Source organism: Methylobacillus pratensis (assembly GCF_054072455.1).
This window is the reverse complement of the sequence record NZ_JBSUSR010000005.1, coordinates 201094-227288: the sequence shown is the minus strand read 5'-3', so window position 1 is coordinate 227288 and position 26195 is coordinate 201094. Positions and strand designations below refer to the sequence as shown.

Below are 26195 nucleotides of genomic sequence, written 5' to 3'. Positions count from 1 at the left end.
CGTCCAGCTTCGCTGAACGGCTTTCGCTCGAAGAGCCTTGCTTCACATCATCTCAATCGCGCTTGTCGTCCTGGCGGAATTTCGCCAGCCAGTGTTCCATCAGCTTGCCGGCCGCCTCGCGTCCGCCGAGGCCGAAGGATAGGGCAACTGCCACCGCAATAGCGCCTAGCGTCAGGCCGAATGCCAGGTTGACGATGTCGTCGGCGATGCCCATGGCGCGCAGGCCCATGGCGACCACCAGGCCGAGGATGGCGAAGCGGGCGATTCGCGCCAGGCCGCGGCTGTTGGGGCCGGCGGCGCGGTCGATGGCTTCATGCGCCAAGCCGGCCAGCCAGAAGCCGATCACCAGGATCACCGAGCCGAGCAGCACGTCGCCGCCGAAGCGGATGAAGGTGGCGACGATGTCGCCAACCTGCAGGAAGCCGAGCTGGTTGGCGGCTTCCACCGCGGCGAACAGCATGGCGAAGAACAGCGCGACCTTGCCGACGAAACCGGAAGCCGATTTGCCTTCAAAAGCATGGCCGAGCCCGACGCGCGCCGGCAGGGTATCGAAGCCGAGCGTTTGCAGCAGACTGGCCAGCAGGCGCGAAGCAAACGAGCCCACCAGCCAGGTGACCGCGAGGATTAGGCCGGCAGCGATGATGTGCGGCACGGCAGCCAGGAACATGGACAGCATGTCGGTGGCCGGGCGGGAAATCGACTCGATGCGCAGGGCGTCGAGCGCGGCGATCAGCGACGGCAAGAACACCGCGATGAATACCAGCAAGCCGCCCACGTGCGACAGGCGCAACGTTTCCGTTATGCCGGCGCGCTGGCCGAGATTGTCGGCGCCGGCGGTGCGCAGCAGGTTGCTGACCAGGTTGCGTAGCACCGTGGCGACGATCCAGCCGACGCCGCCGATCACCAGCGCAGCGACGGCATTGGGCAGGATGTCGAGTGCCCTTGCCACCATGTCGCGCAGCGGGTCGAGCAGGCCTTGCAGTTGCAGCGCCCCCAACACGGCCGGCACGAACAGCAATATCACCAGCCAGAACAGCGCCTGGGCCAGGCCGTCGCTGATGGGCGCCATGCCGGCATGCTCGGCCAGCCTTTCATCCAGCGTGGTCTTCGCCAGCACGCGCGTGATGAGCGCGCGCACCAGGCTGGCCAGCAACCAGGCGACCAGCGCCAGTATCAGGGCTGCGAGAATGCGCGGCGCGTAGGCGAACATTTCGGTGAGCAGTGCGGCGAACGGGCCGGATACCATGGCTAGGTCGAGAGAATTGAGCACCGCGACGAAGGTGAACAGCAGCACGATCCAGAACAGGCTGACGGCCACGCCTTTTTCGATATCCACCGGCTTCCCGGTCTGCCCGGTCAATTGCGCAAAGCGGCGGTTGGTGCCTGCCATGCCCAGGCCGCGCCGCACGCCGGCCCGCACTAGCACCGCGAACAGCCAGCCCAGCACGAGGATGGCCAGCGCGCCCAGCAGTTGAAGCATGTTGTCGCCGAGGCCGGTTTGTACCGCGCCCCACATACTGTTCCATTCCGTATTCATGCGATCCTCCCGTGTTGTTTAGATGACAATATCCGGTGTCTTACGGTTTAGATAATGGCCGCGTCGGGAAAGACTTGTCAACAAGGCCGTGTCATCTCAAAGCTGCTCGCTATCCAGTTTGCGGATGCCGTTGTTCAGCGTGGTGAGGTCGAAATGCTGTTGGCGGCGTTTGATAAGGCGCATGAGGATAATCACGGCGACCGGGACCAGGGCGGCGAGCAGGAAGGATTCCAGCAAATGCGCCACCGGCTGGTTGGGCATGGGGAACATGGACAGGCCGGCGGCGAGCCCTGCAGTGGTGCCTATGACGGCTTCGCGGCCGGTGTGGGAACGGCTGAACAGCCCGAAGAACACCGGGAATGCCGCGGCGGCGCAGAGCAGGTCGGCGAGCAGGAACAGGTAGAGCACGCTATAGCCTTGCGCGGCGACGAGCAGGACGGGAACCGCAACCAGCAGCACCAGCCATCGCGACAGGCGCATCAGGCTGGCGGCGCTGCTCTTCGGCATCACCCGGCCGATATCCACTGCCACGATGCTCGAGATGGCGCTGATGGCCGTGTCTGCGCTGCACATCACCAGCGAGATGCCGAGCGGAATCAGGGCAACGGCCAGCCAGAGCGGGATATTGGGCATGACCACGCTGAACAAGGCCACTGAGCTGTCGCCATCCGGTGTCATCGCCATGAAGGCCAGCCCGAATAGGCCCATGATGAAGATGAAAGGCACGACGAGAATGCCGCCGAGCAGGAAGCCGTTGCGCATGGTGGGAATGTCCTTGGCGGAGTAGATGCGCTGCCAGTTGCCTTGGTGGAAGATGCCGGTGAGCAGGATGGCGACGAAAAAGGTCAGCCCGGCCTTGATGCCGCCGATATCCTCAAGGTTGATCAGCTGCGGCGCGGTTTGCTGCAGCTTTTCCGCGACCGGGGCAATGCCGCCGGTGGCCTGCCAGCCGATGAAGACCAGCGCCGCCAGCAACGGGATGATGATGACGATCTGCACCTTGTCGGTGAAGATGGAGGCGCGCAGGCCGCCGTAGGTGGTGTAGAGCAGGGTGAAGCCGAGCACGATGGCGGCAGTGGCCCAAAGCGGCACGGGCGCGAGCAATGTCACCATCTTGGCGATAGCGGTGATCTCGGCGCTCATGGCGATGAACAGGTAGAACAGCATGATGGTCAGTGCGAGCAGGTACATGGGCTTGCCGTAGCGCGCAACCAGGAACTCGGTGAGGGAGTGGCCGTTGGGCATGAGTTCGCGCATGCGCTTGCCGAGCGGGATCATGGCGATGCGCGGCGACATGGCGCCGATGGCGTAGCCGATCACGGCAGTCAGGCCGCCCCAGGTCGCCGCCTGCGCGGGGGAGAACAATATCCACGCGCCCAGCGACGAGGCCAGCAGGGTCATGATGCTGGCGAGCGTGCCCTGGCTGTTGCGCGCGACGATGTATTCTTCAAGGTTGCCGCGGAATTTGCGCGAATAGGCCATGCCGGCAATGGCGAACATGGCGGCGAAAAAGACTAGCCAGGCGAGGGCGGCTTGTGTACTGAGCATTGCGTGGTGACTCCTGTAATCGACGAACGACAAGGAGTACGCACAATGATGGATGCGCTATTTCCTTCCCTTCGCCAGCATGATCTGGATCAAGTATTAAGGGTCATGGCAATTGCCATTTCTCAGCCGCAAGCGGCTCCCCCAGGATTGAAACGGCCCAATAAGGTTTTGCCGTTTCGGTGCCAGATTATAACGATTTTCATGGTGATTTTCACATGGTGCCGGATGTGAATTCTTTATATTCCATGCTATGGTTCTGTCTTTCGGCACGGGGTGCCTTGTTGCAGTATCTGCTTCAGGGCTGAGAACACACCCGTATACCTGATCCAGATCATACTGGCGGAGGAATGCCTGTCGCAGCTTACTCTTTTGCTGCGCATTCCTTTGCCATGACACATTGCAAAGGAATCGCATGAGCAGCCCATCTCTATCCTTACTTCCCATTCAAGAACAACTCGTGCTCGTCACCGGCGCGGGCCGCGGGCTGGGCCGGCATATCGCCCGCGCTTTCCTCGACCAGGGGGCGAGCGTGGTTGTGAACTACCTTCACAGCGCGGAGGCTGCGGCGGCCTTGGCGGATGAAGCGCCGGGACGGGCCTTGGCGATCCAGGCGGACGTGAGCGATGCCGCGGCCGTACGGGCGATGGCGCAGCAGGCGCAAACGCATTTCGGTAGGCCGATCACCGTTGTGGTCAACAACGCCTTGCCTGACTTCAAGTTCAACGGCGATGCGCGGGCGCATGCGCATGACCTCGGCTGGGAAGGGTTGCAGCAACAATTCGAAGGCGTGGTGCGCGGCGCGCTCAATACCGTCCAGGCGTGTTTGCCCGGCATGCGCGTGCAGGGCGGCGGCCGGGTGGTGAATATCGGCACCAACCTGTTCCAGAATCCGGTAGTGCCTTACCACGATTACACAGCCGCCAAGGCGGCGCTGCTTTCCCTCACGCGCACCTTGTCGCAGGACCTGGGGCCTGACGGCATCACCGTCAATATGGTGTCGGGCGGCCTGTTGCGCACGACCGACGCCTCGGCCGCCACGCCGGATGCCGTGTTCGACCTGATTGCGGCGAGCACGCCGTTGCGCCGCGTCACCACGCCGGAAGAGTTCGCCGACGCAGTGCTGTTTTTCGCCTCGCCCTGGTCGCGCGCTGTGACGGGGCAGAACCTGGTGGTTGATGGCGGCCTGGTCAAGAACTAGAGCGGCTGACAAAACCTTCCTGGCGTTGTTGCCCTGCTTTGCCGCAATGTTTGTACTGTCTGCGGCAAGGCTGTTAGCCAGGATCGCTGCACCTGCCATTCCTGAATTCACTAAAGAGGCTCTTGTTCTGCCATGATGCACATCAACCTGTTCCTGTTCGGCTGCGGCCACCACAACGCAGCCTGGCGCCATCCGGATTCCCAGGTCGAGCGGCTGGGCGAGATCCGCTATTACGAGGAAATGGCGCAGCTGGCCGAGCGCGGCAAGCTCGATGCGGTGTTCCTTGCCGACGGCCACGCCACCAACAATATCACCGACGGCCCGCGCTGGTTCCTGGAGCCGGTGACCATGCTCACCGCCATCAGCCGCGCCACCCGGCACATCGGCTTGGTGAGCACGATTTCCAGCACCTTCTTCACGCCGTTCCATGCCGCGCGGCTCATGGCCTCGCTCGATCATATTTCCGGCGGGCGCGCGGGCTGGAACGTGGTGACTTCCATGTTCGACGTCGAGGCCAGGAACCATGGCTATGAGGCCATGCCAGGCCACGCCGAGCGTTATGCCCGGGCGGAAGAGTTCATCCAGGCGGTATTGCAGTTGTGGGATAGCTGGGACGACGGCGCCTTGCTCAACGACCGCGCCGGAGATTACGTCGACGAAAGCCGGGTGCGCCAGATCAACCACCATGGCAGGCATTTCCTCGTCGACGGGCCGTTGACCGTGCCGCGTCCGCCGCAAGGCAACCCCGTGCTGTTCCAGGCCGGGGCTTCCGACCATGGACGCGCGCTGGCGGCGAAATACGCCGAGGCGATCTATGCCGTGGCCTACGACTTGCCATCGGCCCAGGCCTATTACCGCGACGTCAAGGCCAGGGTCAAGGCCGCCGGGCGGCAGGTGGACGTGCCCATCCTGCCAGGCCTGGTGACTTTCATCGGCTCGACTGAAGAAGGGGCGCGCGCCAAGCAGCGCGAGCTGGATGAACTGTTGCCAGCGGAAACCTCGTTGCGGCAATTGCAGTTGTTCATCGACCAGGACTGCTTGGATTGGGAGCTCGACGCCCCGGTGCCGCCATTGCCGCCGCTGGAGGCCTTCACCGGCCCCAAGGGGCGCTATGCCACCGTGCTGCGCATTATCGAAACCGAGCGGCCCACGGTGCGCCAGCTATTGGGCCGCCTGGCCGCCGGAGGAGGGCATTGCACCATGGTCGGCACGCCGGAACAGGTGGCGAACGAGATGGAACATTGGTTCCACAACGGCGGCGCCGACGGCTTCAACCTGATGCCGCCGGTGCAGCCCGACAGCGTGCGGGATTTCGTCGACCAGGTGATTCCCATCCTGCAGCGGCGCGGCCTGTTCCGCGAAGATTACGAGCACGCGACATTGCGCGGCCACCTGGGCCTGGCGAGGCCTGCGAGAAAGTAGCATGGGCTAGGCTTTTCCCGTTTCCGGAGCCTGTTTCGGATATTGCGCCCTCATGTATGATGAACAGGCTCTAAGTATTGTTTGAGAAAGCTACCTTATGCCTGCGTCCATTTCTATAGAAGTCATGCTCAACCTGCTCATCGCCCTGGGGGCAGGACTATTGATCGGCGCCGAGCGTGGCTGGCAGGAGCGCGACGAGAAGGAGTCCTACCAGAGCGCGGGGATACGTACTTTTGCCCTCACCGGCCTGCTCGGCGGCTTGAGCGCCTTGCTCAGTCAGCATCTCGGCATAGCGGTCTGGGTGACGGTGCTGGTGGCGCTGATGCTGGTCGTCAGCATCGCCTATGTCGGTGATTTGCGCCGTACCGGAGACCAAGGCATTACCAGCGAGCTGGCGCTGTTGATCACTTTCCTGCTGGGCAGCCTGGCGCTCTCGGATTACGTCATGCTCGCCAGCGCCGGGGCGGTGGTGGTGGCTTTGCTGCTTAGCCTCAAGAATGTGCTGCATTCGCTGCTGAAACGCTTGAGCGAGACCGAGCTTTCCGGCGCGTTGAAGCTGCTGTTCATCTCCGTGGTCATGCTGCCGGTGCTGCCGAACCAGACTTACGACCCCTGGCAGGTATTCAATCCTTACACCACCTGGTGGATGGTGGTGCTGATCGCCGCCCTCAGCTTCATTGCCTATATTGCCGTGCGCCTGACCGGCACGCGCTACGGCTTGATGCTCACCGCCATCCTCGGCAGCCTGGTTTCCTCCACGGCCATGACATTGACCCTGTCGCGCTTGTCTTCCAAGAGCCTGCACAAGCTGCTCGCTGCCGGATTGCTGGCTACGTCGGGCCTGATGTTCCCGCGCGTGCTGCTGGAAGTCGCCGTCGTCAATGCCTCCCTGTTGCCGCCGCTGGCCTGGTCGCTGGGCACCATGTTCCTGGTCTATATGGCAGGGGCGGCTGTTTTCTGGCGGCGGGCTGTCAAGGAAGAGCCGGCAAACGCTGAAACCCCGCTGCGCAACCCGTTCGAGCTAGGGCCCGCGCTGCGGTTCGCCTTGCTGCTGACATTGATCCTGTTCCTGGTGGAGGCGGGCAGGCGTTACTGGGGAGATGCCGGCGTCTACCTGGTTTCCCTCCTGGCTGGGATCGCCGATGTGGATGCGATCACCTTGTCCCTTTCGCGCAGCGCGCGCAATGAGCTTGGCAGCCATGTCGCGGTGCAGGGCATCGTGCTGGCGGTTATCAGCAACAGCATATTCAAGGCGGCCTTGGTGGGCTTCATCGGCGGGCGTGAGCTGGCATTGCGCACTTATCCCGTGGTGGCGCTCGGCCTGGGTGCTGGCATATTGGTGATGCTGATGACAGCCTGATCGGCTGGTGGAAAAATAAGGGCTGCATTTGCAGCCCTTGTGTAGATTCAAACGTCAGTATGTCGCAGCAGGATTTCGTAAGTAGCGTTTAAGGCGCAGGCACGCCGTATTTGTCCGCCTGCATCTTGCCGTTCACGCTGTGCGAGCGCACATCCGGGGTGATCGGCAGCATGCTGTTGTTCCACTGCTGCCATTTTTCCTTGAGCTCGGCCAGCACCTGCGGATGTTTCTCGGCCAGGTTGGCGCGTTCGCGCTGGTCCTTGCCCAGGTCGAACAGGAATTCGTTGCCGTTGATTTTCAGGTATTTCCAATCCCCAGAACGGGCGGCTGCCTGTTCTTGTCCTTTGTAACGCCAGAACAGGGTGCGGGGCTGGATAGCTGTTTGCCCCAGGATGACGGGCAGCACATTTGCACCGTCCGGCTGATACCGGGCATCTGGCTGCGCGCCGGCAGCGGCAAGCAGGGTGGGCAGCCAATCCATGCTGGTGACTACCTGGCTGGAGACTTGTCCCGCCTTGATCTGTGCGGGCCAGCGGATAATGCCTGGCACGCGGATGCCGCCTTCCAGCAGTTCGGTCTTCTGGCCGCTGAACGGCCAGGTGTTGGAGAAGCGTTCGCCGCCGTTGTCGCTGGTAAAGACGACGATGGTATTGTCCGCCAGCCCTTGTTGTTGCAGCGTGTTCAGCACGCGGCCCACCGCTGCGTCCAGGGCTTCGACCATCTTGCCGTAGGTTTCGAGGCTGCCGCCGTCCAGGTGGAACAGGTTCTTGATCTCATGCGACACGGCTTCATCTCCCGGGCCTTCCCAGGGCCAGTGCGGAGCGGTGAAATGCAGGGAAAGGAAGAAAGGCTTGGCGGCAGTTTGCTTGCCTATGTATTGGCTGGCGTGGTTTGCCACGATGTCGGTGTAGTAGCCGACTTCCTTGACCGGCACTTCGCCCTCATACAAGCCGTCAGGCACATCGGAACCAACGCCGGGCTTGTGCGTGAAATAGTCCAGCGCCCCGGCGTAGTTGCCGAAGAACACGTCATAGCCGCTTTTGAGCGGCCCGAATTTCGGCAGCGAGCCCAGGTGCCACTTGCCGAACAGCGCGGTGTTGTAGCCGGCTTTCTTCAGCAACGAGGGCAGGGTCGGGTGCTCGGGAGGCAGGCCAAGGTGTTCCACGCTGCTGCCTGCGAGCGGTTCTTCCAGCCCGCCGCGCAGGCGGTACTGGTAGCGGCCGGTGATCAATGCGAACCTGGTGGCCGAGCACACGCAAGAGTTGGCATAGGTCTGGGTGAGGCGCAATCCCTGCTGGGCGAGCTTGTCCAGGTTGGGCGTCTTGAACGCGGTCTGGCCGTAGACGCCCAGGTCGGCATAGCCGAGGTCGTCGGCCATGATGAAGATAATGTTGGGTTGATGCTTTGTCCCGTTGCTGCCGAGCGCGGCATTTGCCAGGCCGGCGTAAGGCAGTATCGCCAGTGCGGGAACGGCTTGCAGAATCCGGCGGCGTGTTGGTTTGAATTGTGTCACGATATTTTCCCTTCAATCAGAGCATAAAAGTATGCAAGCCCGGCAATGCCAACATTGCCGGGGTGTGTTTCACTCACTTGGAGCGGCTAACAACGCCAGGAGCGTTTTGTTGGCCGCGCTTAGAACTTGGTGCGGAATACCACGCCCAGGTAGCGGCGCTGGCCGATACCGTCCCAAAGCACTGGGGTCGTGGCGTTATAGGAGCCGATGCTGGTGGTATACACCTTGTCGAAGATGTTCTTGCCGACGATGTTGAGCTCCCAGTTGTCCTTCTTGCCGCCGATGATGCCGAAGCCGCCGTCGGTGACGGAATAGCCGCCTTGCTCGCCGTATTCGGAAAGCAGGATGTCAAGATTCTGCTTCGAGCGGACGACGGTGCTCATGAAGGCTTGTGCCTTGAGCCCTCCCCAGATCGGGCGAGTGTAGTGGAAGCCGAAAATACCGGTCAGCTTGGGCGCGGAGGAAATCTGCCTGCCGGTGTTGTCGCATGTGGTGGTGATGGGAAGGTTGAGTTCGGTTGGGCAAGTGGCGCCATCCCAGTCTGCGTATTTGGCGCGGTTGTAGGCGCCGGCAAAGGTGAACGTCCATCTGTCTGTCGCCCGGTATGCGCCTTCAACCTCGACACCCGTCGCGGTGATTTCAGGAATGTTGCCCAGCTGCGAGCTGTAACCGCTGGTGGAAGAGGGATCTATGACCGTGGTGGTGGATTGGTAGCCCCTGACGCGGGTGCGGTAGAAGTTGGTGTTCAGCATCAATTTGCGGTCGAGGAACAGCCCCTTGAAGCCGAACTCGAAGTCCAGCACCTTTTCCGGATCGGCATTGAGCGGCTGGCCGGTGCCGGTGACGAATGATACGCCGCCGGATTTCTCCCCGCCGGCCGCAGAGGCATAGAACATCAGGTCGTCGTTAACCTTGTAATTGGGGCTGATGAGCCAGGAGACGGAATTGTCCTTGATCCTTTCGCCATCGCGGCGCGCATATACGTTGCCTATGACATTGCTGCGGATGGCTTCGGCAGTGGCGTCGCCAAAACCGCCGTCATTGCCCTCGGTCCATTTCTGGGCTGTGCTGTCCTTGATTTCATAGGTGTTGCGCAGGCCCAGGGTCAGGGTGGCTTTCTCGGTCAAATGCCAGTTCAACTGGCCGAAGGCGGCGTAACTGTCGGTTTCCGGCGTGAAGCGGCTGTACGATCTCAGGCCGTTCAATGATTGCTGCAGCAGGGAAGAATTGCCGCTTAAAGCAGTGTATTGCGCCGCGTTGGCATAGAACGCGCCGGCATCGCTGCCGTACTGGGTATGGTTGATCTGGTTGGTTTCGCTGTGCAGGTAGAAAAAACCGACCTGGTAATCGATGACCTCGCCGATATCGGAAGCCAGGCGGAACTCCTGCGACCATTGCTTGGTGTCGACGAAAGCGCCGAATTGGGCAATATCATACCGGGTCTGATCGAGGTCGTTGATGCCGGTGAAGGAATATTTGCGATAGGCGGTGATCGAGGTCAACACATGCGAGCCCAGGTTCCAGTCCAGCTTGGCGGAGGCGCCGTAGTTCCTGGTTTTCACAGGCTCCACCTGGCCGACGTCGAGCTTGTCCTTGGAGCCGATGATGGGCTGGTAGCCGTTGAAGTAGCCCCGTGCCAGGCGCGAGCTGTAGCTGATGGGCCGGTTTGCGCCGGTGGCGAAGGCCGTCGGGTCTTCCTGGAACGGCCGGGTGTTGCTGTATTCGGACAGTTCCGAATAATCCACGCTGAATTTCGCGCTGAAATCCTCAGTCGGCGTCAGCAGCAATTGCACCTTGCCGCCCCGGCGGTTACGTTCGTGGAAACGCTGGTCGGAAAGCGTGTTGGGATTGGTGTTTTCCAGGTCGCCTTCCTGCCTGTCGAAGAAGAATGAAGCACGGTAAGCCGCTACGCCATCCACCAGGGCGTCAGAGATGGAGCCGCGTGCGCGCATCGCGCCCGGGAAGTCGCTGCCGTTCTGCTGCGCGCCGACTTCGCCCTCGAAATAGGCTTGTCGCGTGAAGGTGGGTTCCTTGCTCACGTACTGGACCACGCCCAGGGTCGTATTCTTGCCTTTCAAGGTGCCTTGCGGGCCGCGCATGACCTCGACGCGGTCGATGTCGGTGAAGTCGAGGAAGCTCATGCCGGGATGGCTGAGGTAAACGTCGTCGACGATGACGCCAACACCGGCTTCCATCGCCTCGTTGACCGTGGTTTTACCGATGCCGCGGATGGAGATGCCCGAGCGGCGCGAGTTGGGGATGGTCGCGGTCAGCCCCGGCGTGATGCGCGTCAGGTCGTCGATGGTGACGATGCGTTCCCGGTCCAGCTTTTCCGCGCCGAATACGGACACCGGAATCGGGATGTCCTGGGCGATTTCCTCACGGTTGCGCGAGGTAACCACCACCAAGCCCAGCGCCGGGGTGCTTGCCTCCACCAACGCTGTCTGCTGCGCGGCGTCCAATGCCAGCGGCTTGTTGTCAGCGGCTGATTGGGAAGTTCTTTCCAGCGTATAGCCTGCCGCGCTTCTTCGTGCGACCAGGCCGGTGCCCTGGAGCAGGGTGCTGAGGCCTGATTCCGTGGTGTAGCTGCCTTGCAGGTCGTGGCTGCGCAGGTTGCGTACCTGCTCCGGCGTGAACAGGATATTGACGCCGGCTTGCTTGGCGAACTGGTTGAGCGCATCGGTCAGCGGCTCGGCCGGGATATGGTATTCGCGCTGCGCGGCTTGCTGCTGGGGCTGCGCTTCTGCCGCTTGTAGCGCTGCGGGCAGCGAGATGCCAAGTGAGACGGCAATCAGGCTGCTGGACAGCTTCAGCGCCAGTCTGGATCGTTGTGGCTTCTTGTGGGCGTGCATGGGTTTCCTTTGCATACATTCATGGACGGCATGATTGCCTTACATGGGATATGCCGAACCACGAACTCAAACCCGACAAAAATAAATGAATAAAATTTAAATTGATGCCCGGCGGCCCACGCTGACCCACCAGCGCGTTTTGTAATGGATGGCGACCGGCAGCCTGCGCGGCAAAAGGCTGAGCAGCTTGTCGGTGTCGTCGAGCTGGAATACGCCCGACAGGCGCAGCTCGGCCACGGATGGGTCGCACTTGATATAACCCGGTCGGTAGCGGGCGACTTCGGCAATGAAGTCCGCCAGGCGCATATCCTTGACGACCAGGGCGCCCTGGGTCCAGCCGTCCGCCTCGATGGGCGTTTGCACAAGATCGAGATGATCCTGGTGGATGAGAAAATGCTGGCCCGCTTCAGCCACTTCCTGCGGCGAGTGAAACGCCGAAGGCGTCATGGCGACTTTGCCTTGCTGCATGCTGAGCAGGGTGGCGTCGTCTTCCAGCCGCACCACGAAACGGGTGCCGATCGCTTCCAGCAACACGTCCCGGGTTTGCACACATAGCGGTCTTTTGCGGGGGGAGTGCGCATCCGGGCCGCTTGAAACCATGATTTCGCCCTTGTTCAATACAATCAGGCGCCGGTTCTCGTCGAAACGGATGTCCACGGCGCTATCGGTATTGAGGAACAGTTCGCTGCCGTCGGCCAGCGTGAAGCTGCGGCGCTCTCCGATGTCGGTATTGTAATCCGCGATCCATTGCTGCCACGGCGCGATCTCGCGCCCGATCAGCGTCGAGCTGCCAGCGAGTATTGCCAGGGTGAGCAGTTTGAGGGAGCGGCGTTTTTGCGTGCGCTGCATGGTGGTTTGCAGTACTTGCGCCGCCTGGGCGTTGTCCGGCAGGGCATGCAGGTTTTCCCGCATCTCGCCGTGCATGAGGCTGACGCGCTGCCAGGCCAGCTCGTGCCGCGGGTCAGCCTGGCGCCATGCCGTGCATGCTGCAAGCACGGCGGCGTTTCCGCGATTGCTTTGCAGCTTCACCAGCCAGTCGATTGCCTGCTTGACCAGTGTGTCGTCAAGTCGCGGCGATGTCATCGCCGAAGCGCAGCTGGTAGCATTGAAAAAGCGCCTCTGCCACATAGCGCTCCACCGTCCGCACGGACACGCTGAGCGCCTTTGCGATCTCCGCATAAGGTTTTTCCTCGAGCTGGGCAAGGAGGAAGGCGTGGCGCACCCTGGGCTTGAGCTTTTCAAGCGACTGGGCGATGGCTTCCAGCGTCGACAACACGATGTGCTGCTGCTCCAATGAAGGTACGGCGTCCAAGGGCAGGGCATGCATTGCCTCCTGCCAGGCCCGGTGCAGGTCTTCGCGCCGCCAGTGGTCTATGACCAGGCCGCGCGCGATGGTGAGCAGGAAGGCGCGAGGCTCTTGCAGTTTTGCCGGGTGGGGTTTGAGCAGCAACTTGAGGAAAGTGTCATGCGCAATATCTGCCGCCTGGGCATGGCAACCGAGCTTGCCGCGCAGCCAGCCGAAAAGCCATGAATGGTGCTGCAGATATAAATGTTCAGTATTCATAATGCGGTGCGGTTGTGAACAAATTCCCAGCGCCATTGCCGGATGCATGAATGAGGGCTTGCCTATTTGTTTATTAATTTATCACATCATAATTTCGGTGAAATATAATTAATAATTATTAGTATAGTTGTTTGTTGATTTTCGCCTACAAGCGGAAGCTATCCGAATTGAAAGTTCAATGCGCGGGGGGATGTTGCCCAAACGGCATTATGCGGCCGCTGCGCTGCATGTATTGCGCATATTCACTGCCGAACTCACGCAGCATCATGGCTTCCTCGCGCGGTACTCGCAGCCAGTACATCAGGCCGAAAGCTAGCAACCCGGCCGGCCCGACCAACCAGTTGGCGACCAGCAATGCCTGAGCAATGCACCATAGCCATATCGAGGCGTACATCGGGTGGCGCATGGAACGGTAAACCCCGTGCATCACCAGGCCTTGCTGGTCGCGGATTTCCAAAGTCACCGACCAATTGTCACCGAGGTCGTGGTGGCTGCGCCAGAATAGCCACATCGCGGCCAGCATGATGAAGCTGCCGGCCCATCCAGCCCAGGGCTGAAAACCGTAATCGGCAAAATCGAGCCACGAAGTCGCCGTGTATACCAAAGGCAATAGCATCATCCCCACGCCCGCCAGCCCGAGCAGAATGCGCTCCTGCAGGTCTTTGTCGCTGCTGTTGATTTTGATGCGCCGCCTGCGCAAGGCATACGGGGTACGAATCAGGCTGCTGAGCAGGATAGCGGCCAAGAGGATGCCAAGCGTGAGCGTACGGTCCATGGTGGTAGATATTGAATTGGGAATTATTCTCATTCTATATTCGTGGCGAATTGCATACAACAATACTCAACGAGGGCAACGGGATTTGATATGATGCCGCCCTTTTCAAGGAAGAGTGCGCATGGCAGACAACCAGAAAAAAGCCAATATGGTGATCCTGGACCGGCCGATGATCTCGGTGGAAACGACGGAATACAAAGAAGTCAGAATCACCGTGATCGGCATGGATGGGGCAATGGAAAACATTCGCCAGCAGGAGTTGTTGTTTCCTCTGGATTGCGCGGAGCAGGTGGGGCAGTTTTTGTTGCAGTTGGCGGGGCAGGGGGAAGCTAGTGAAGTTGGGGTAAAAAAGGAATGTAGACAATAACGGTGGATAAGCCGGTTTTTGGCTGGCTTATCCACCAATGCTTAAAATTTGTATCGCAAATTCAGCATGGCGCTGCGAGGTGCTCCATACATGCCGCTGTAGAACGTATCTTCAAGTGAACTGAAATAGGTTTTGTCGAATAAATTGTTCACGTTCAGGGAGAGCGCTACTTTTTCGTTGAGGTCGTAACGCGCCATCAGGTTGGCGACTGCGTAGGCACTCTGTTTGGCGGTGATGTCACGCCCGACCCACCACGGGCTGGCCGTGTAGTAGATTTTGCTCTGCCAATCCACGCCGCCACCTACCGTCAGCTTGTGCAAGGCGCCAGTAAGTCGGTAAGTCGTCCACAGCTTGACCAGATGCTCGGGATAGACCGTGTTGATCCGGTCGCCATCATCGTCTTCGGTACGACCATAAGTGTAGGAAGCTGCCATATTCCAGCCGTGCAGCAACTCACCGTTGATCTCCAGGTCGACACCAGTGGTTTTTGCACCATTGACCGCACGGTAGGCGCTGGTCATAGTGCCGGGCACGGTATAGCCAGAATCGACCACGGCCAGATTATCTTGCCTGATTTGATAAACCGATGCGCTGCTGGTGATCCTGCCGCCGAAGAATTCGCTTTTTACACCCAGTTCATAATTGACGCCCTCGCGCGGATCAAGCATAGCGCCGGAGCGGTTCTGCACGGTCTGCGGCTTGTAGATGGTGGTATAGCTGGCGTACAGGGTATGCTCGGGTGTCAGCTCGTAGGTGATACCAGCGTAAGGCGTGACTACGCCGCTTTCCTTCGCTCGGGTGGCGCTGTAGTAGTCGTAGAGGTAGTTGTCGAGGATGTAAGAGTTGCGATGGTTGTACACGTTGACGCCGACGATGGTCTTGATCCGGTCGCTCAGCGAGAAACGGCTGGCAGCGTAAAAGCCGGTCTGACGTACGAAAGTGTCGGAATCGCTGGAGCCGACGTAGTGGGTGCCGTGGCCACGGTTGTTCCAGGTGTAGATGTTGGCCGGGGTTCCGTGTACGCCGCCCGTGTCGACTTCGATGTCAGACAAGTCCTCGTAATTCAGATAGTTGAAGCCAAGCACGGCTTCATGTTGCCGGCCGAACAGCTCGAATGGCCCTTGCAGGTTGATGTCCAGATTCTTCTGGGTCTGCTTGTTTTTGCCTTGCGTGGCATCCAATTGCAAACCATTGCCGGTCAGTTTGTCGGGGAATGAATATAGGCTGTTCAGGAATGTCGTCCGGTAATCCCGCTCGCCATGCAGGTAGTTGGCCGACAGCTTGAGCTTCCAGTCGGCCGCCAGTCCTTGTTCCAACGTCAGGAAGGCGTTGGTCGTCTTCAAATCGCTGAAGTTGTCCCTGCTGGAAAAACTCTTGGAGCGGGAGAACTTCGTCTGCTCGCCGTTACTGAAGAACATCGGCTGGCCAATACCGTACCACGACCCCTTGGTGTCGCTGATCTGGTGGTCGATGCCCACGGTCAAGCGCGTGCGGTCGTTCAGATCGGCCTCGACGACGCCATACAGCACTTTCTTTTCGTTCTCGTGGTAATCGACAAAGCTGTCCTTCTTCTGCCACGCGGCAACGAGGCGACCGCGCAGGTTTCCAGCTTCGTTCAACGGACCAGATACGTCGACTTCGGCACGGCGCTGGCTCCACGCGCCGATATTACCGGCTATGTGAGCCTGAAATTCGCTGGTCGGTTTCTTGCGCACCAGATTGATGACGCCTGATGGGTCGCCAGCGCCGGTGAGTAAACCGGAGGCGCCGCGCAGGACTTCGACGCGGTCGTAGATCACAAGATCGGCAATATTCTGCGTAATGTTATGAGTTGTGATATCGGAGTGGGTGCCGACGCCGTCCAACTGATAGTTGGTAATCCCGTAACCACGCGAGCCAATCGAGTAACGCTCCGGCCCCAATTCGACAACCTTGATGCCGGGCGTCTTATTCAGCACGTCCTTGACGTCCAGCAGCGCCTCATCCTCAATGCGCTGGCGAGTCATCACGCTAACCGTCTGCGGCGTTTCGCGCAGGCTGATGTTCAATTTGGTAGCGGTGCTGCTCGGGCCGCTCTGGGCGTAGTTGCGGGTGCCTTCGGTGATGCTGTTTCTTTCCTGGCTAGCAGTCACTGCCACCTCGGGCAGGGTAGTGTTGCCGGGGGAGGATGCTGCTGCATCGCCTGCAATGCTGCTCGCCTTTCTCAAGCGATAACCGCCGTTTTCTGCTGCAACCGCTTCCAGGCCAGTTCCCAGTAGCAATGCTGATAACGCCTGCTGTTCAGTGTATCGGCCTTGCAATCCTTTGCTGCCTATACCATTTGTCAGCGCCGGGTCGATGGCGACCATGCGGCCGCTGATGCGGCCGAATTCGCCCAGGGCCGAGTCCAGTGTGCCTGCGGCAATCGCATACTGCTGAGTGGCGGTGTTGGCTTGCTGCTCCGCCGCATGCAGGCGCGGCATGGCGGAAATGCTGCTGCCCAGGGCCAGGCCGAGCAGGATGGCGTGTGTGATTTTTTTCTTGGCGAATGGCGTGGCGGCCATGTGGTTCTCCCTCTGGTTCAAGTTGGCAATGGCACCGTGAACAGGTGCTCTTGTCTTACTTGATGCACAGCAAAAGAAAACCTGCCAGATGGGAACGGGAATTTTTTAGGAATGATGCAAGGTGATCCAGTAACGCGTGAAATATTGCGCCCGGAGCGGCAGGGTTTCTTGCAGCAATCCGATGACGGCGAGGGTGTCGTCGATGGCATAGGCGCCGCTGACGAGCATATTGGCGGCATCGTCGGCGCAGCCCAGCTTGCCGTGATGGTAGCGGTTGAGTTCCGCAACGAATACGGACAAGGGCATGCGTTCCGCGACCAGCATGCCGGAGGCCCAGGCCATGCCGTGTTGATTGAGCGTGATGGGTGTGGCGATCTCCTGGCCGGTGAATTCGGCCTGCATCCCTGCGGCAAGGAGTTGGCTATTGGCGCTGTTGCGGGGTTGCAGGCGCACCGCGCCTTCGGTCACCATCACGCGGGTCGGCGAGCGGTGTTCGTGACGCACGCTAAAGCGCGTGCCGATTGGGGTAATCGTGCCGTTACTGGTCGCAACCACCATCGGCCTCGGGTCTTTTGCCGTGACGATGAGGATTTCGCCATAGTGCAGGGTGATGCGCCTTTCATGGTCGAGGAATTGCACATCCAGCGCGCTGTCGGTGTTCATCAGCAGGGAGGTGCCGTCCGCCAGGGTGAGCCGGCGTTGTTCGCCGACGCCCGTGCGTTGGTCTGCCATCCATGATGTCCATGGCAATTGTTGCCATGCCAACAGGCCGCTGCCGCCCGCGATGCTGATGCCGGCGATGGATTTCAGCACCATGCGTCGCTGCTTGCCGCCGGCAGATAATAAGGCTTGGCGCGCAAGCGGCGCCGCGACGAGATGGTTGTTGGCCTGCAGGTCGGTTGCCAGCCCTGCCATGCGCTGCCACGCAAGCTGGTGCTGCGGGCTGGCATGCAGCCAGGCCCGGTGTTCCCCTTGTTCCTGCGGCGACAATTCGCTGGATTGCAGCCGCATCATCCAGGTCGCGGCTTGCTCGATAATGTCTGCGGGGATGCTGCTGTGGTCCCCGTTTACCGGGGTGAACAATGGATTCATCTAGCTTGCGTCAGCCGAGTACACGGCCTGGTAGCAGTGCTGGAACCCTTTGACCATGGCTTTCTGCACCACGTTGACCGAAACGTCCAGCTGCCTTGCGATATCGACATACTTCATGCCGTCGAGCTGGGACAGGAGAAAGATTTCCCTCGTGCGGGCCGGCAGGCCTTCCAGCACCCGGCTGATTGCAGCCAAGGCCTCCACCACCAGCGCCACGGTTTCCGGCGACGGGCTGGTGGCCTCGGGTTGCGAAGCGAGCGCGTCGAGGTAAGCCTGTTCCAATGCATAGCGGCGGAAGTGCTGGGCCACCAGGCGGGTGGATACGGTGGTCAAGTAGGCTTTCGGCTCGCGCAAGTCATGATATTGGTTGGCGGCCAGGATGCGCGCAAAGGTATCCTGCGCGAGGTCGGCCGCCTGTTCCACATTGCCCAGTTTCCTGCGCAGCAGTTGTACCAGCCAGCGATGGTGGTCTTGGTAGATGGTATGCAGGGGATGGGGCGCGGGCGGCGTGCTTGGGGAATTCATAATGCGTACAAATGATAATTATTACCAAGTTTAGCAGATGGGTTTCACCCATGGAAAAATTTAACAAAACAGGGGCTTGACATTTTGTACATTCGTACAGTAAATTTCCATCCATGGGACAAGACAAAGATTTTGAATACCTGGGCAAGATCCAGGACTACTTCGCCGAGCACAAGACACTGCCTACGTTCAGCCATGTGGCGCAATTGCTTGGGTTCAAGTCGAAGAATGCCGTGACTTCTTTCGTGGCACGCCTGAAGCTGCAAGGCTTCATCGACTACGCGCCGGACAAGCGGCTCAAGCCGGGCAGGCGCTTTTTCGAGCGCATCATTGCCGAGAGCACGGTGCAGGCCGGGTTCGCCACCCCTACCTATGGCGACAGCCTGGACACGATGGGGATAGACGATTTCCTGATCGAGAAGCCGTCGCAGACTATCCTGATCACGGTGCGGGGCGACTCCATGAAGGACGCGGGCATTTTCGACGGCGACGTCGTTATCGTCGAGAAGCGCGCGTTCGCCAATGTCGGGGATATCGTCGTCGCCATCCTCAACAAGGAGTTCACGCTCAAGACCTTGGGCAAGGAGGGCAACCAGTTTGTGCTGATTCCTGCCAACAAGGATTTTCCCGTCATCCGGCCGAGCGGGGATTTCGAGATATTCGGCGTGGTGGTCGGCCAGTTCCGCAAGTATTCCTGAGCGTTTATCCTTAATCTCGACGGGCTGCCTATAAAACGGGCAGCCCTGTTTCTTTCCATCGTATCAGCCGCTTGACTGCTGTTTCCCCAGGCCGCCCACAATGTTATGCACAGACTTTGTGGGCAGGTGGCGATGGTTTGCCCGCCAGCATATCAGCGGGTTGGTCCTTCACTTGAGGCAATCTGCCTCACTCTAGATTCGAATAAAAACCGCATGTTGCCAGGGCCGATGGCTGGTATGGCTTTCCGCTGATTCTTGTTTTGTTCTTGAGCAGCTTTTGCTGTTGGTTGTCAGGGCAGGCCTGCTATTGAACGCCTTGGGTTTGCAGGCGCAGCATCGAAGGCGTCAGCCCGGTCCAGCGCTTGAGCGAGCGGCGGAAATTGTTGACGTCGTGGAATCCGAGGTAGGCGGCGATCTGGTCGTTGCTGTAGCCGTGTTGCTGGATGAGCTGCAAGGTGACGTGGATGCGTACCTGGTCGAGCTCGGCCTGGAAATGGGTGCCGTGCAGCGCGAGGTGGCGCTTGAAGGTCGCGGGGCTGACGCCGAATGCGGCGCTGGCTTTTTCCAGCGTCGGGCCGGTGCGGATATGCTCGAGTAAGTAATCGTAGAGGCTAGCAAGCAGGCTGCGCCCGTATTCCATTTCCATGCCCGCAAGGGCGGCGGATACCGCGATTTCGCTGCCGCGCGGCCACGGCTGTTCCAGCCATTCCAGCGGCAGGCTCATGGCGTCCAGGTGGTCGTTGAAATGCAGGTCCGGGCCCAGGTGCACGGCATATTGCTCGATATGCGCGGGACGGGTGCGGTTGAAGCGGTAGCGCCACGGCAGTTTGGTCTCGCCCAGCCAGCGGCTCATGCTGGCGACCGCGGCCATCATCATTTCGACGGTGAAGCCGCGCAGGCGCGGCGTGATGCAGCTATCCGTCCAGTAGAGCACGGCATGCCCCGAATGCTCCACGAGGTGCGGCGCGAGCAAGGGGCTGAGCCACGACTGGTATGCCACCAGGATGTTCAGCGCCTGGCGCAGGTTGCCGGCCTGCAGAATGGCATGACTGAGGTTGCCGTAATGGCCGGGCAGCAGTTGCTGCCCGAGCATGAAACTGGTGTCGGCCGCAGCTAGCCCGCTTTGCAGGTTGACGAGCAGTTGCAGGTAGTCCGAGGGGCTGAGCTGGGTGGAGGGCGCGAGGATGTCCTGCTCGGAAAGCCTGGTGCCGCGCAGCAGTTCCTGTGCCGCCATATCCCGGCTGAGCGCGTATTCGAGCAGCAAGGCGGCCTGGTGCCTTGCCGGGATGAACGGCGTCGTGGTCAGGTAATAGCGTTGTATGGTTGAGGTCACGATACGGCCGGGGTTGCGTGCATAGCGGTTTGCGATGGCGCTTCGAGCCTCGCGTTCATCTTGGCGAGCAGTTGCTCGGGGTCCTGGTCGGCGCGGGCGCAGGCTGTCCTGGCAGAGAGGTTGATGCGGTGCTTCCCGTCGCGCGTGTGATGGGCCAGGGTGGCGATGGCCTGTTGCAGGTGGGCGGCGCTCCACCTGGCCTGGATTTCCTCCATGTCCGGCAGCAGGATGGCAAAGCGGTCGCCGGCATAGCGGCAGACGAGGTCCTGCGGCCGCAGGTTGAGCAGCAGCAGGTGGCTGACGGCCTGCAGCAGCCGATCTCCCTCGCGTTGTCCGTATTCGCGGTTGACCTGGTGGAAGTTGTCGAGATCGAGCAAGACCAGCATGCCTTCGTCGCCGAGGTGGTTTTCCTGCTGCATGCGGATCTGCCGGTAGAGGTAGCTGGCGTCGGCGAGCTGGGTGATGCGGTCGAACGAGCGATGGTCGCGGAACAGGCGCTCGCGCTTTTGCATGTGCTCGTTGAGCACGGCCTGCTCCTCCCGCCAGTAGTAGAGGCCTACCGTCACGATTAGCATGCCTACCGGCATGAGCGCTTCCAGCCAGTTGTCCCAGTATTGCGTGGAGGGAATCGCGAAGAATTCATCCAGGCAGTCGGCCCAGGCGCCGAGCATGATGGTGATGAGCCCGCCCGCGAGCAGCATGGTGACACGCCCGCCAGGACGGCTGCTGACGATCAACAGCGCCCAGAGCGCCGCCATGGCGGCGGTGCCGCCTTCGCCGACGATATCCATCCATTTCCAGGCGGACATGGGATGGGCCTGGCCCAGGCTGGCATAAAGCAGCGAGGTGGTGAGCAGCAGCGCGAAAATGCTGAAAAGCGCGGTATGGTTGAGTTGGGGCATGGTGGGATTGCCTTGTATGGACTGATGGCAATCCTAGGACATTTGCGTGACAGAACGATGATGAAACGGTGAATGCCGGGGAGGGGGTGCGATTGGCTCACGGCTTGGCTGCAACTTCGGATGCGCAAAAGCGGGACTCGGCTAATTCCTTGTTGTTGAGGCCTGTCATGCAGGGAAGTGTCAGGGTCTTAAAAGCTCAACCTGAATTGAATTTTTATCTAAGTTATTGATTTTTATTTTATTAATTCAGGCACTGTCATGGAAATGAAATTTTTCACGGTTAGCTTGTGCGGCATTCGCAACGACTCAAGCAGTTTTTTAAAGGGGAATGACCGTGCAGGAAAATCATGTTGAATTGAGGCTGGGCAAGGCAAGGTGTCGCCTGCCGACCAGGGTGATTGCGGCGGCGATCGCGTTGATGGGCGGGTTGGCGCAGGCGGACGACACGCCGGAACTGGTGTTGCCCGTAGTGTCGGTGGTCGGGCAGGCGGCCAGCATGAACAGCGCGCTGGACGTGCAGCAGATGGCTGACAATATCGTCAGCGCAGTGCATGCGGACGATATCGGCCAGCTGCCGGACACCAACGCGGCGGAAGCCTTGCAGCGCATCCCCGGCATATCGATCGAGCGCGACCAGGGCGAGGGGCGCTATGTGCGCATCCGCGGTTTGGGGCCAGACCTCAATGCGGTGACCATCAACGGCAGCCTGGTGCCGGCGCCGGAAAGCGACCGCCGCGCGGTATCGCTCGACGTATTGCCTGCGGGCCTGATCCGCTCGCTGGAGGTAAGCAAGACCTTGATGCCGAGCCAGGACGCGAACTCGATCGGCGGCACGGTCGAGGTGAAGACGATCTCGGCCTTCGACCACAAGGGCATGTTCTATTCGCTGGAGGCTGGCGCTTCCCACGACAGCAATACCGACCAGGAAGGCCCCAATTTCGCGGCGGCGTGGAGCAACCGCTTCCTCGACGGCAAGCTCGGCATCGCGTTGGGGGTGAATTCCTCCAAGCGCAAGTTCGGCTCCGAAAACGCGGAAACCGGCGGTGCATGGGATTTCTCCGGCCCGCGTCCGGCACTCGAGGAATTCCAGCGCCGCGACTACGACATCACGCGCGAGCGCCAGGGCGGCATCCTCAACCTGGACTATCGCCCCAACGACAATGAATCCTACTACCTGCGCACGCTGTACAGCCGTTTCGTCGATAACGAGATACGCCAGCGCCACAACATCGAGTTCGATAATCCCCAGTTCGCAGGAGAGCTGGGCGATGCCGAGTCTTCGCGCGAACTGAAGGCGCGCGAGGAAACGCAGGATATCGCCTCTATCGTGCTCGGGGGCGAGCGCACTTTCAAGGACTGGAAGGTGGCGGTGGCGTTCGGCACCAGCCGCGCGAGCCAGGATACGCCCGATGCGATCGACGCGGCCAGCTTCGAGTCCGGCGAGACCTATAACGCCGGCTATTCCAGCTCCAGGCTGCCGCGCCTGATCGGCGACAGCAGCATCAATAATGCGGCCGACTACGAGCTGGATTCCATCGAGCTCAGCAAGCAGAAGACGGTGGACCGCGAACGCAACCTCAAATTCGACATCGACCACAACTGGCAGGTATTCGGTATCGATTCCGAGTTGAAATTCGGCGCCAAGGCCAGCCGCCGCAAAAAAACCAATGAAATGACCGCCTGGGAGATCGACGGCGGCGATTTTGGCAATCCATCGCTCGCGGGCTTTCTCGGCAGCAACGTGGATTATGCCTACGGCAATTACGGCTCGTCGATCAGCCGTTCCGCGGTCAAGCGCTTCCTGTCGGGGGTGGATATGTCCGGCTACGTGAACGAGGAAGAATCGAGGATCAACGATTTCTCCATGCGCGAGGATATCAACGCGGCCTACGCGCAGAACACCTTCAACCACGGCATGTGGCGCATCCTCGCGGGCGTGCGTTACGAGCAGACCAAGTTCAGCGCCAACGGCACGTCGGTCGAGGACGGCGCCTATAGCGACGTCAGGGCATCGCGCAAGTACGATCACTGGCTGCCGGCATTGCATATCCGTCGCGACCTCGACAACGACACCTCGATCCGCGCCGCGCTGACCAACTCCGTTGTGCGTCCGACCTTCGGCCAGCTCGCGCCGGGCGTGGTCATCAACGCCGACGAAGCCAGCTTCGGCAATCCCTCATTGAGCCCGATGGAATCGCGCAACCTCGACCTGGGCATCGAGCACCGCATCGGCTACGCGGGCGTGCTGTCCGCCTATGTCTTCCACAAGGACATCAAGAATTTCGTCTACCGCACCGACCTTGCCGGCACCGGCATGTGGGCGGACTTCACCCACGCGGACACCTATGCCAACGGCAGCTCGGCCAAGGTGAAGGGGCTTGAGCTCAACTATATGCAAAGCTTCAAGGAATTGCTGCCCGCGCCTTGGAACGGCCTGCTGCTTTCGGCCAATGCCACCTTCGTCAGCTCCGATGCCAAGGTCGGCGGCTATACCGACGGGGTGCTGGCGAGCCGCAAGATCTCGCTGCCCAGCCAGTCCGACCGCACCATGAACCTGATGATCGGCTACGAGCGCGGCCCGTTGAACGTGCGCCTGGCGGCCAATTACAAATCCAAGTACCTGCTGGAAGTGAACGACATTGCCGACTCCCGCAGCGACCAGTATGTGGATGCGCAGACGCAGTACGATTTCTCCGCCCGCTACAATATTGCCAAGCAGGCGCAGATCGTGTTCGAGGTGCTTAACCTGACCGACGAAAAATATTACGTCTACACCGGCAGCCGAAGCCTGAACGCGCAATACGAGTCCTACGGCCGCACTTACCGGTTGAGCATGAAGATAGCGACGTTCTAGGCGTGGCTGACAAAAGAGCGGCTCACAAAACGTTCCTGGCGTTGTTACTCTGCCTTGCCGTACACCTTGTACTGTCTGCGGCAGAGCGCCTAGCCAGGGCCGCTTCGCTGAGTTTGTTAGCTGCTCTACGTTTGAACCATGGCGCGGCATTGCCGCGCCGTTTTGATAACACCTGATAATTGAGCCACTATGCCGCGATTGAAGATATTCCTGGTTTTTTCCTTTTTATGCATGCTGCATCCCGCTGCAAATGCGGCTGATGCGCCACGCACGTTGCCTGTGCTGAAGACGTTCAAGGAGGTGGCCGCCTTGCCCGACGGCCGCTGGCTGGTCGTCGACAAGCGCGCGGTGCGACTGCTCGACCAGCAAGGCGCGGAGCAGGGCAGCCTTGCCGTGCGTGCGCAGCACCTCGATACTCGCGTATTGCCGGATGGCGTGCTGGCTGCCGTGTTCGATGCCGACAAGCAGCAGCCTCTTCTGCTCAGAGTCGATGCGAAACGGCTGCGCCTCGATAAGCAACTGGCGCCGGTCGATTTCGCTCTGGACAGCATGTGCCTCTACCGCGATGCGCAGCAGCTCAACCACCTGTTCCTGATCGCCAAGGACGGCCAGGCCGAGCAGTGGCTGCTGACCGGCAAGGCGCCCAAGCGCCTGCGTCGCTTGGCCCTGCCGCCCGGTGTGGAATCCTGCCGCGCTGATGACGTGCGCCAGGCGCTGTACGTCAGCGAAGCAGGCTTTGGCGTCTGGCGCTATGCCGCCAACGGCGAGGGCATCCCGGAGCGTGAATTGCTGCTGGGGCGTCGGCCGCATGGCGATATTGCGGGCGAGCCAGGTGCATTGGCCGTGCTGCCGCATGGTATCGCCGTCATCGACAGCAACGGCGGGGAGGTGCATCTGCTGGACCACGGCGGCAACTTCCTGCCGCAGCAACTGTGGCTGAAATCCGCCGAGGCGCTTGCCGTTGCGGGTTCTGACTTGCTAGTGCTGGACGGCAAGGGCTGGCAGGCGCATGCGCTGGCGGGAGAAAACCAGGCGCAGGAAAAAACACAACCGCTGCCGGTCGTGGTGGCGCGCGGACAGACCCAGACCGTGGCGCGTTCGGGCGATGCCGCCGATGATCCCGCCATCTGGGTGCATCCGCAACACTCGGCGCAATCGCGCATCATCGCGACGAACAAGAAGCAGGGGCTGCTGAGCTACGACCTGAAAGGCAGGCAGTTGCAGTTGCTAGAAGCCGGTCGTCTCAACAACGTCGACGTGCGCCAGAACATCGCCTGGCCCGGAGGCAAGGCTGACCTGGCCGTAGCGACGCAGCGCGACGAGGCGGCGCTGGCCGTGTTCGAGATCGGCCACGATGGCCGTATCCGCGACGCGGGCAGGGTTGCGACCGGCCTCAACGATGTCTACGGTACCTGCCTTTACCAGCCGCCGGGCGGCGGCCTGGAGGTGTTCGCCAATGATAAGGACGGCCGCATCGAGCACTACCGCATAGAGCGCGCGAAAGGCGGCTATCAAGGCAAATTGCTGCGGGCTTTCAGTGTGGATAGTCAGCCGGAAGGCTGCGTGGTGGACGACCATGCCGGCCGCCTGTTCGTCGGCGAGGAAAAGCACGGCATCTGGGCCATGTCCGCAAGCGCCGGTGCGACAGAAGCGCCGCAATTGGTCATGCCGGTAGGCGAGCAGCTGGTGGCGGATGTCGAGGGCTTGGCGCTTTACCATGGCCAGGGCGCCAGCTACCTGGTCGCCTCGAGCCAGGGCAACAGCAGCTACGTGGTACTTGATGCGCAGCCGCCTTATGCCTATCGCGGCGCTTTCCGCATCGGCATCAATGCCGACGCGGGCATCGACGGCGTCTCGGATACCGACGGCCTGGAAGTGAGCGCGGTGGATTTCGGCGGCGCGTTCCGCAAGGGCCTGCTGGTGGTGCAGGACGGCTACAAGCGTTTGCCGGACGGCGCGCAGAACTTCAAGTACGTTGCTTGGGAGGATATTGCGCGCGCCTTGAATCTGCCATAGCAATCCATTAATCCATTGCCTGCCAACTATAAGTTGGCAGGCACGGACTACTTAGAGCCGCTAACAAAACCCAGCGAAGCGATTCTGGCTAGGCGC

The 26195-nt window shown here is 60.6% G+C and carries 19 protein-coding genes and 2 riboswitches; of the genes, 7 read left to right on the top strand and 12 right to left on the bottom strand.

Annotation, left to right across the window (positions count from 1 at the left end):
- Nucleotides 1-52 precede the first annotated feature (52 nt).
- Nucleotides 53-1537, bottom strand: a complete 1485-nt coding sequence (locus ACW4YW_RS11945) for a mechanosensitive ion channel (protein WP_457137753.1) — start codon at nt 1535-1537, stop codon at nt 53-55.
- A gap of 96 nt (nt 1538-1633) precedes the next feature.
- Entirely contained in the window at nt 1634-3085 is a 1452-nt protein-coding gene (locus tag ACW4YW_RS11940; protein WP_457137752.1) for a sodium:solute symporter family transporter, read from the bottom strand.
- Between the two features lie 49 nt (nt 3086-3134).
- A riboswitch (TPP riboswitch) is annotated at nt 3135-3238 on the bottom strand.
- 106 nt (nt 3239-3344) lie between these two features.
- Nucleotides 3345-3450: riboswitch (TPP riboswitch) on the top strand.
- Nucleotides 3451-3497: 47 nt separating this feature from the next.
- Here ACW4YW_RS11940 and ACW4YW_RS11935 point away from each other — a divergent pair.
- The 3 genes from ACW4YW_RS11935 to ACW4YW_RS11925 all read left to right on the top strand — a co-directional run bounded on the left by ACW4YW_RS11935 (nt 3498) and on the right by ACW4YW_RS11925 (nt 7065).
- A complete protein-coding gene (locus ACW4YW_RS11935; protein WP_457137751.1) occupies nt 3498-4283 on the top strand; it encodes a 3-oxoacyl-ACP reductase in 786 nt (261 codons plus the stop codon).
- 132 nt (nt 4284-4415) lie between these two features.
- Nucleotides 4416-5705 carry an LLM class flavin-dependent oxidoreductase gene (locus ACW4YW_RS11930; RefSeq protein ID WP_457137750.1) on the top strand — a complete coding sequence of 430 codons (1290 nt, stop codon included), beginning with the start codon at nt 4416-4418 and terminating at the stop codon, nt 5703-5705.
- Nucleotides 5706-5802: 97 nt separating this feature from the next.
- A complete protein-coding gene (locus ACW4YW_RS11925) occupies nt 5803-7065 on the top strand; it encodes an MgtC/SapB family protein (RefSeq protein WP_457137749.1) in 1263 nt (420 codons plus the stop codon).
- An 88-nt stretch (nt 7066-7153) separates the two neighbouring features.
- On the opposite strand, the gene ACW4YW_RS11920 is transcribed toward ACW4YW_RS11925, so the two are convergent.
- The 5 genes from ACW4YW_RS11920 to ACW4YW_RS11900 form a co-directional block, all read right to left on the bottom strand.
- Nucleotides 7154-8578: a sulfatase family protein gene (locus ACW4YW_RS11920; protein ID WP_457137748.1), complete on the bottom strand. Its 1425-nt coding sequence runs from the start codon at nt 8576-8578 to the stop codon at nt 7154-7156.
- Between the two features lie 119 nt (nt 8579-8697).
- Nucleotides 8698-11430, bottom strand: coding sequence for a TonB-dependent receptor domain-containing protein (locus ACW4YW_RS11915; protein ID WP_457137747.1), 2733 nt, complete (start codon nt 11428-11430; stop codon nt 8698-8700).
- A gap of 96 nt (nt 11431-11526) precedes the next feature.
- Entirely contained in the window at nt 11527-12513 is a 987-nt protein-coding gene (locus ACW4YW_RS11910; RefSeq protein ID WP_457137746.1) for a FecR domain-containing protein, read from the bottom strand.
- Nucleotides 12494-12994, bottom strand: a complete 501-nt coding sequence (locus tag ACW4YW_RS11905; RefSeq protein ID WP_457137745.1) for a sigma-70 family RNA polymerase sigma factor — start codon at nt 12992-12994, stop codon at nt 12494-12496. Before ACW4YW_RS11905 ends, ACW4YW_RS11910 begins: the two co-directional genes overlap by 20 nt.
- A gap of 175 nt (nt 12995-13169) precedes the next feature.
- Entirely contained in the window at nt 13170-13769 is a 600-nt protein-coding gene (locus tag ACW4YW_RS11900) for a protein-S-isoprenylcysteine O-methyltransferase (RefSeq protein WP_457137744.1), read from the bottom strand.
- A gap of 121 nt (nt 13770-13890) precedes the next feature.
- Between ACW4YW_RS11900 and ACW4YW_RS11895 the strand changes: the two genes are divergently transcribed.
- Nucleotides 13891-14136: a hypothetical protein gene (locus ACW4YW_RS11895; protein ID WP_457137743.1), complete on the top strand. Its 246-nt coding sequence runs from the start codon at nt 13891-13893 to the stop codon at nt 14134-14136.
- Nucleotides 14137-14177: 41 nt separating this feature from the next.
- Here ACW4YW_RS11895 and ACW4YW_RS11890 read toward each other — a convergent pair whose 3' ends face one another.
- From ACW4YW_RS11890 to ACW4YW_RS11880, 3 genes are all read right to left on the bottom strand, one after another.
- Nucleotides 14178-16679, bottom strand: a complete 2502-nt coding sequence (locus tag ACW4YW_RS11890) for a TonB-dependent siderophore receptor (RefSeq protein ID WP_457137742.1) — start codon at nt 16677-16679, stop codon at nt 14178-14180.
- A 105-nt stretch (nt 16680-16784) separates the two neighbouring features.
- Nucleotides 16785-17771, bottom strand: coding sequence for a FecR domain-containing protein (locus ACW4YW_RS11885; RefSeq protein WP_457137741.1), 987 nt, complete (start codon nt 17769-17771; stop codon nt 16785-16787).
- Nucleotides 17772-18296, bottom strand: a complete 525-nt coding sequence (locus ACW4YW_RS11880; RefSeq protein ID WP_457137740.1) for a sigma-70 family RNA polymerase sigma factor — start codon at nt 18294-18296, stop codon at nt 17772-17774.
- A 113-nt stretch (nt 18297-18409) separates the two neighbouring features.
- Between ACW4YW_RS11880 and ACW4YW_RS11875 the strand changes: the two genes are divergently transcribed.
- On the top strand, nt 18410-18994 hold the full coding sequence (locus ACW4YW_RS11875) for a LexA family protein (protein ID WP_457137739.1): 585 nt from the start codon (nt 18410-18412) through the stop codon (nt 18992-18994).
- Nucleotides 18995-19298: 304 nt separating this feature from the next.
- Here ACW4YW_RS11875 and ACW4YW_RS11870 read toward each other — a convergent pair whose 3' ends face one another.
- Nucleotides 19299-20327 carry an AraC family transcriptional regulator ligand-binding domain-containing protein gene (locus ACW4YW_RS11870; RefSeq protein WP_457137738.1) on the bottom strand — a complete coding sequence of 343 codons (1029 nt, stop codon included), beginning with the start codon at nt 20325-20327 and terminating at the stop codon, nt 19299-19301.
- Entirely contained in the window at nt 20324-21229 is a 906-nt protein-coding gene (locus ACW4YW_RS11865) for a GGDEF domain-containing protein (RefSeq protein WP_457137737.1), read from the bottom strand. The genes ACW4YW_RS11870 and ACW4YW_RS11865 overlap by 4 nt, the downstream gene beginning before the upstream one ends.
- 334 nt (nt 21230-21563) lie before the next feature.
- On the opposite strand from ACW4YW_RS11865, the gene ACW4YW_RS11860 reads away from it, so the two are divergent.
- Together ACW4YW_RS11860 and ACW4YW_RS11855 are read left to right on the top strand one after the other, a co-directional pair.
- Nucleotides 21564-24083 carry a TonB-dependent receptor gene (locus tag ACW4YW_RS11860; protein WP_457137736.1) on the top strand — a complete coding sequence of 840 codons (2520 nt, stop codon included), beginning with the start codon at nt 21564-21566 and terminating at the stop codon, nt 24081-24083.
- Between the two features lie 189 nt (nt 24084-24272).
- Nucleotides 24273-26099, top strand: a complete 1827-nt coding sequence (locus ACW4YW_RS11855; protein ID WP_457137735.1) for a phytase — start codon at nt 24273-24275, stop codon at nt 26097-26099.
- Nucleotides 26100-26195: the final 96 nt, after the last annotated feature.

Coding starts and splice junctions, on each gene's coding strand:
- ACW4YW_RS11945 (WP_457137753.1), bottom strand. CDS start 1,537: ATGAATACGGAATGGAACAGTATGTGGGGCGCGGTACAAACCGGCCTC.
- ACW4YW_RS11940 (WP_457137752.1), bottom strand. CDS start 3,085: ATGCTCAGTACACAAGCCGCCCTCGCCTGGCTAGTCTTTTTCGCCGCC.
- ACW4YW_RS11935 (WP_457137751.1), top strand. CDS start 3,498: ATGAGCAGCCCATCTCTATCCTTACTTCCCATTCAAGAACAACTCGTG.
- ACW4YW_RS11930 (WP_457137750.1), top strand. CDS start 4,416: ATGATGCACATCAACCTGTTCCTGTTCGGCTGCGGCCACCACAACGCA.
- ACW4YW_RS11925 (WP_457137749.1), top strand. CDS start 5,803: ATGCCTGCGTCCATTTCTATAGAAGTCATGCTCAACCTGCTCATCGCC.
- ACW4YW_RS11915 (WP_457137747.1), bottom strand. CDS start 11,430: ATGCACGCCCACAAGAAGCCACAACGATCCAGACTGGCGCTGAAGCTG.
- ACW4YW_RS11910 (WP_457137746.1), bottom strand. CDS start 12,513: ATGACATCGCCGCGACTTGACGACACACTGGTCAAGCAGGCAATCGAC.
- ACW4YW_RS11905 (WP_457137745.1), bottom strand. CDS start 12,994: ATGAATACTGAACATTTATATCTGCAGCACCATTCATGGCTTTTCGGC.
- ACW4YW_RS11900 (WP_457137744.1), bottom strand. CDS start 13,769: ATGGACCGTACGCTCACGCTTGGCATCCTCTTGGCCGCTATCCTGCTC.
- ACW4YW_RS11895 (WP_457137743.1), top strand. CDS start 13,891: ATGGCAGACAACCAGAAAAAAGCCAATATGGTGATCCTGGACCGGCCG.
- ACW4YW_RS11890 (WP_457137742.1), bottom strand. CDS start 16,679: ATGGCCGCCACGCCATTCGCCAAGAAAAAAATCACACACGCCATCCTG.
- ACW4YW_RS11885 (WP_457137741.1), bottom strand. CDS start 17,771: ATGAATCCATTGTTCACCCCGGTAAACGGGGACCACAGCAGCATCCCC.
- ACW4YW_RS11880 (WP_457137740.1), bottom strand. CDS start 18,296: ATGAATTCCCCAAGCACGCCGCCCGCGCCCCATCCCCTGCATACCATC.
- ACW4YW_RS11875 (WP_457137739.1), top strand. CDS start 18,410: ATGGGACAAGACAAAGATTTTGAATACCTGGGCAAGATCCAGGACTAC.
- ACW4YW_RS11865 (WP_457137737.1), bottom strand. CDS start 21,229: ATGCCCCAACTCAACCATACCGCGCTTTTCAGCATTTTCGCGCTGCTG.
- ACW4YW_RS11855 (WP_457137735.1), top strand. CDS start 24,273: ATGCCGCGATTGAAGATATTCCTGGTTTTTTCCTTTTTATGCATGCTG.